Annotated in this window: 6 protein-coding genes; 2 read left to right on the forward strand and 4 right to left on the reverse strand. The window is 35.0% G+C overall.

Going from position 1 to position 4,040, the window contains the following annotated elements; translation table 11 throughout:
- Window positions 1-248 (forward strand): hypothetical protein (locus ACEWK1_RS27330; protein ID WP_416636852.1); only part of this gene is annotated, 248 nt, incomplete at its 5' end.
- A 48-nt stretch (window positions 249-296) separates the two neighbouring features.
- Here ACEWK1_RS27330 and ACEWK1_RS27335 read toward each other — a convergent pair.
- The gene (locus tag ACEWK1_RS27335) at window positions 297-1,139 is read right to left on the reverse strand and encodes a phosphatidate cytidylyltransferase (protein ID WP_121665173.1); all 843 of its coding nucleotides are present in this window, start codon (window positions 1,137-1,139) and stop codon (window positions 297-299) included.
- Between the two features lie 151 nt (window positions 1,140-1,290).
- On the opposite strand from ACEWK1_RS27335, the gene ACEWK1_RS27340 reads away from it, so the two are divergent.
- Window positions 1,291-1,845: a hypothetical protein gene (locus ACEWK1_RS27340; protein WP_416636853.1), complete on the forward strand. Its 555-nt coding sequence runs from the start codon at window positions 1,291-1,293 to the stop codon at window positions 1,843-1,845.
- Window positions 1,846-1,881: 36 nt separating this feature from the next.
- Here ACEWK1_RS27340 and ACEWK1_RS27345 read toward each other — a convergent pair whose 3' ends face one another.
- From ACEWK1_RS27345 to ACEWK1_RS27355, 3 genes are all read right to left on the reverse strand, one after another.
- Window positions 1,882-2,754 carry a Cof-type HAD-IIB family hydrolase gene (locus ACEWK1_RS27345; RefSeq protein ID WP_121664610.1) on the reverse strand — a complete coding sequence of 291 codons (873 nt, stop codon included), beginning with the start codon at window positions 2,752-2,754 and terminating at the stop codon, window positions 1,882-1,884.
- Window positions 2,755-2,946: 192 nt separating this feature from the next.
- On the reverse strand, window positions 2,947-3,294 hold the full coding sequence (locus ACEWK1_RS27350; protein WP_098795274.1) for a YlbF family regulator: 348 nt from the start codon (window positions 3,292-3,294) through the stop codon (window positions 2,947-2,949).
- A gap of 90 nt (window positions 3,295-3,384) precedes the next feature.
- On the reverse strand, window positions 3,385-4,040 hold a 656-nt coding region (locus tag ACEWK1_RS27355; RefSeq protein ID WP_416636854.1), incomplete at its 5' end, for a DUF445 family protein.

A 4,040-nucleotide genomic window follows, 5' to 3' on the forward strand; every position in this document is an offset into this window, starting at 1 on the left:
AATTTTTTGAGAAGGAACAAGCCATAATCAGTATTCCAGTACCAGCTGATGATGCTGAAACTGCTACAACAGAAACAGAAGAGTCTGCTGCTTTACCTGAGTTTGAAAACAGACTAGTCGATTTGAAAGAAGAGGATGGATATGCTGTTGAAGTATATCAAGAGTATGAGGTGTATAAGGACGAGCAAGGAAATGTAATAGAACGAATTCCGACGGAGAATTACCACTACTTACGATATAAGGAGTAGGTTCTAAACAAATTAAAATGGGACTGTCCATCTAGACAGCCCCTTTGTTTACATAAACTCATAAAAATAACGGATAACATGGAAAAACACAGGTGAGGTATAGGTTAAACTATCAACACGTGTTAAATAGCTTTTTTGTACGTTCTTTAGTTTTTCACGGTCCCCTATAAGCAAATCACGCTTTAAAACTGAAATGGTCAAACTTCCAAAAAATCCACTTAAGCTAATCAATATACCTGATATGATACCAAATTTTAAGTCGAGTGGTGTTAAATAAGGATAAATAAAGTATGCAATTGTAGTTGTAACAATGGTTGCACCTATATACCCTTCCCATGTAATGGTAGGATTCGCTGAGGGTACTACCTTTCTTTTCCCTATATAAATCGAAATCAAATAATGAACAACATCATTCACTTGTGTTAATACGACGAGAAAAAGAACTAAATTTGCTCCATGTTCTGGTGTTGCAAATTGATAATAAGCTAAATGACTTAACCCAAACACCATTAACATTAGTCCCCACTGTGTTGAGCTTACTGAACGCAAAAAACCACTTGTACCTTTACCTAGAAGCCTGGGTAGAGGTAAAAACAAGAAAACATAGACAGGAATGAACACGATAAACATTCCATACCATCCGATATAAATCCAATAAAACTGTACAGGAATTGCTAAATACGACCAAAGAAATAAGCGCCGATCAGCTTTTCTCGTTTTCATCATAGAAAAATACTCTTTCAGAGCAAAAAAACATAAAATCATTAGTGACAACAACGAAACAACTGGATTAAATAAAGTAGCCATACAAAATACGGCAAACATTCCCCACCAAGTTTTTACTCTTAAAAATATAGCGGTAAAATCCTTCTCGGGCTCCCTTTTGCTCATGAATATAAAAACTATGCTCACACTACTTAATACAATTAAAAAGATCGATAAGGTCCAAAGTGTTGTAATCAAGTTTTCACCCACCAAAAAAATGAAATATTGTATAATTAAGGATAGAGTATTTCAGGAAGATATAAAAGAGGGAAGTAATATGACAGCCAAAACATATGTTTATATTTTGCTCACTGATACTGGGACATTGTTTACAAAGTCTATTAAAAAATATACAAAGGCTCCATATAATCATGCCTCCATTGCCTTTGATCCAACTTTAAATGAAATGTACAGCTTTGGTAGGAAAAACCCCAGTAATCCAATTAACGGTGGTTTTGTAAAAGAAGATGTTTACACAGGAACTTACAGTAAGTACCCCGACACAACCTGTGTCATATATAAGCTTGAAGTATCAAATCGTGATGTAGAAAAGATGAGACGTGTTTTAAATGTTTTTATCAAAAATCAAAGAAAGTTTCTATATAATCTATTCGGTGTTTTAGGGGTATCCCTTAATGAACCAGTTGAATTTAGTAACTCCTATTTTTGCTCACAGTTTGTGGCTGAAATTCTTCAACGCTCTGGAATCAAATTATGGGATAAACTCCCTGCTTTAATTACTCCTGATGATTTCCGTAAAAGTGATAAGTTGCAGCTTGTTTATGAGGGAAAGTTAACAGAATACCCTGCTATTAAAAGAAACCAATCTTAAATAACAAAAAGGGAGAGTCCACTCTCTCCCTTTTTGTTATTTATCAATTTTAATTTTTCGTAAAAAGTCTTGTCTTTGCTGCTTGCGAAAATGCTCTTTTACCATATAGGCAACGCCTTGCTGATTATTTGAACGTGTTACCCAGTCAGCTGCATGCTTCACTTCAAATGGTGCATTCCACATTGCTACCCCCAAGCCTGCAGACTTAATCATTTCAATATCATCGTCTGAATCACCAATAGCCACCGTTTCATGCAATGGTATCTTCAAATGGCTAGCAAGGGCACGCAAGCCGTTTTCCTTTGAAACCCCTTTTCTAACAATCTCAAAACTCTTAGATTTACTGCTGGTTTTTAGATCAACTTCATCAAAAGCCTCTTGAATTAATTTTTCCGCCTCTTCTTTTTCTTCATCATATTTGAAATGAACATCGATTTTCGTGGCAGAAACCGGCTCATCTCTAAGTGTGTCTCCTAATGAATCCACAAATTGAACCGGATAAAACATTGAATCTGATGTATTAAGGATTGACTTACTAAGTAAATTTGAAGCAATTTTTTTTCGATTTCCAATTGAAAAGCGTTCATGTGTAAGACGGATATTGCAATTAAAATTCTCCAACACTTGAACAAGATTAAACGTTAAATCTTCAGATAGTCGCTTCTCATAAAAAGGCTCATCTAGATTTTCGGAAATAAATGCTCCACCATGTGTGACTAAAAATGAATCTAGTTTTAATGCTTTAGCAAGCTTTTTGGCAGATTGAAAATGCCTATTTGTTACAAGCGTCACGTAGACCTCTTTTTCTTTCACAAAATCAATTGCTTCCTTCGTTGACGCTTGGAGACGACCATTTGAACGAAGCAAAGTTCCATCGATATTCAATGCAAGTAATCGGTAAAAAGTCACAGCGAGTCCCCCTTCTACAGATGTCTAAAACCTATTATGAGGTTATGTCCTTCTTTCGAAAAATAGAACAAGAGTGGTGGTGGTGTGATGAAATGTTTGGAATTTATATGTTTTTTTCAATCATACCTAAACATAAAAAAGCAGAATGGTTTTCCCATTCTGCTAAAGAGCTAGTACATATTTATGTATGTCTTATAAGCTTCCGTACATTTCCTCAAGTGGTTTCATAATAATTTTATTTAGTTCTGTAACAACCATACTTAAGCGTTGCTCTGCCGCCATAAGTTGGGCAATTTTTTCGTGTTGTTGAACAAGTTGAACAGATTTTTGTGCCTGTTCAATTTCTTCTTGTGTAATTTCTTGTCCAGACATTTGCTTTTGTTGAAGATTTAGTTGGATGTTACGGAAGTTTTCGAACATCTTACTTGCTGATTCATCTGCGTTCACTTCATCGTAAAGATTTTTTAACGCTTTGAAATCATCACTTTCACGTAGAGCTTTTTCTAAATTGTATGCAACATCATATAAGTTTTCAGGCATATGATGAGCCTCCTTTCTAGTATTAACCTATGTAGGCTCCTTCTCCACTATAACAAACTATTTTCATCTCTGCATAGAAAACCAGCTATTTTATTGAATGAACATGACAATTATCGCTTGTAATCCCCCAATGATCCCTCCAAGTAGCGCTCCAAGATAGGTAATCATTTTAAATTCTTTCCTTGATATTGAAAGAATAATGTCCTCTAGTCTTTCTACTGCGAAAGACTCTACTTGTTCCCGTACAACATCTTCAAGCTTCAGCTGTTTTAAAATTTCATCTAAATGAGAAATAAGGTATTTAGTTGAAACATCAACTACCATTGGAAGCCATTCTTTTATGATTTTCTCTTCATTTGGTTTTAAGTAAGTGGAAATTGGCTTGGATAGAAGCTCATCAACCTTCAATGTATCGATAACAGTATCAAGAATGCGAGATCCTTTTTCAACAAAACCCCATTTTTGATCAAGCTCATTAAAGGTCATGTCTTGAATAGAATTCCATTCGCGCCCAATTAACGTCGTAACTAACACTTTCGTTTCGTCGTTTTTCAAAAACTTAATCACTTCTGGCTGTACCTTATCAACCAGGCTTTCATTTCCTAAAAACATTCCAATCATATTACCTAGCATTCCTCTAGTTGCAAGAAAATCTTCAATCATTTTACCAAGCTTTTGCTTACCTTCCTTGCTTTCAAAATATGAAATGCCTTTATCAACAATAAATTGAGTCACCTTTGGAATAG

The sequence above is a fragment of the Metabacillus sp. YM-086 genome (assembly GCF_048059995.1).
GTDB lineage: Bacteria > Bacillota > Bacilli > Bacillales > Bacillaceae > Metabacillus > Metabacillus litoralis_B.

What these genes read in the sequence shown, in the direction of transcription:
- ACEWK1_RS27335 (WP_121665173.1), bottom strand. Translation starts at nt 1,139, where the DNA reads ATGAGCAAAAGGGAGCCCGAGAAGGATTTTACCGCTATATTTTTAAGA.
- ACEWK1_RS27340 (WP_416636853.1), top strand. Translation starts at nt 1,291, where the DNA reads ATGACAGCCAAAACATATGTTTATATTTTGCTCACTGATACTGGGACA.
- ACEWK1_RS27350 (WP_098795274.1), bottom strand. Translation starts at nt 3,294, where the DNA reads ATGCCTGAAAACTTATATGATGTTGCATACAATTTAGAAAAAGCTCTA.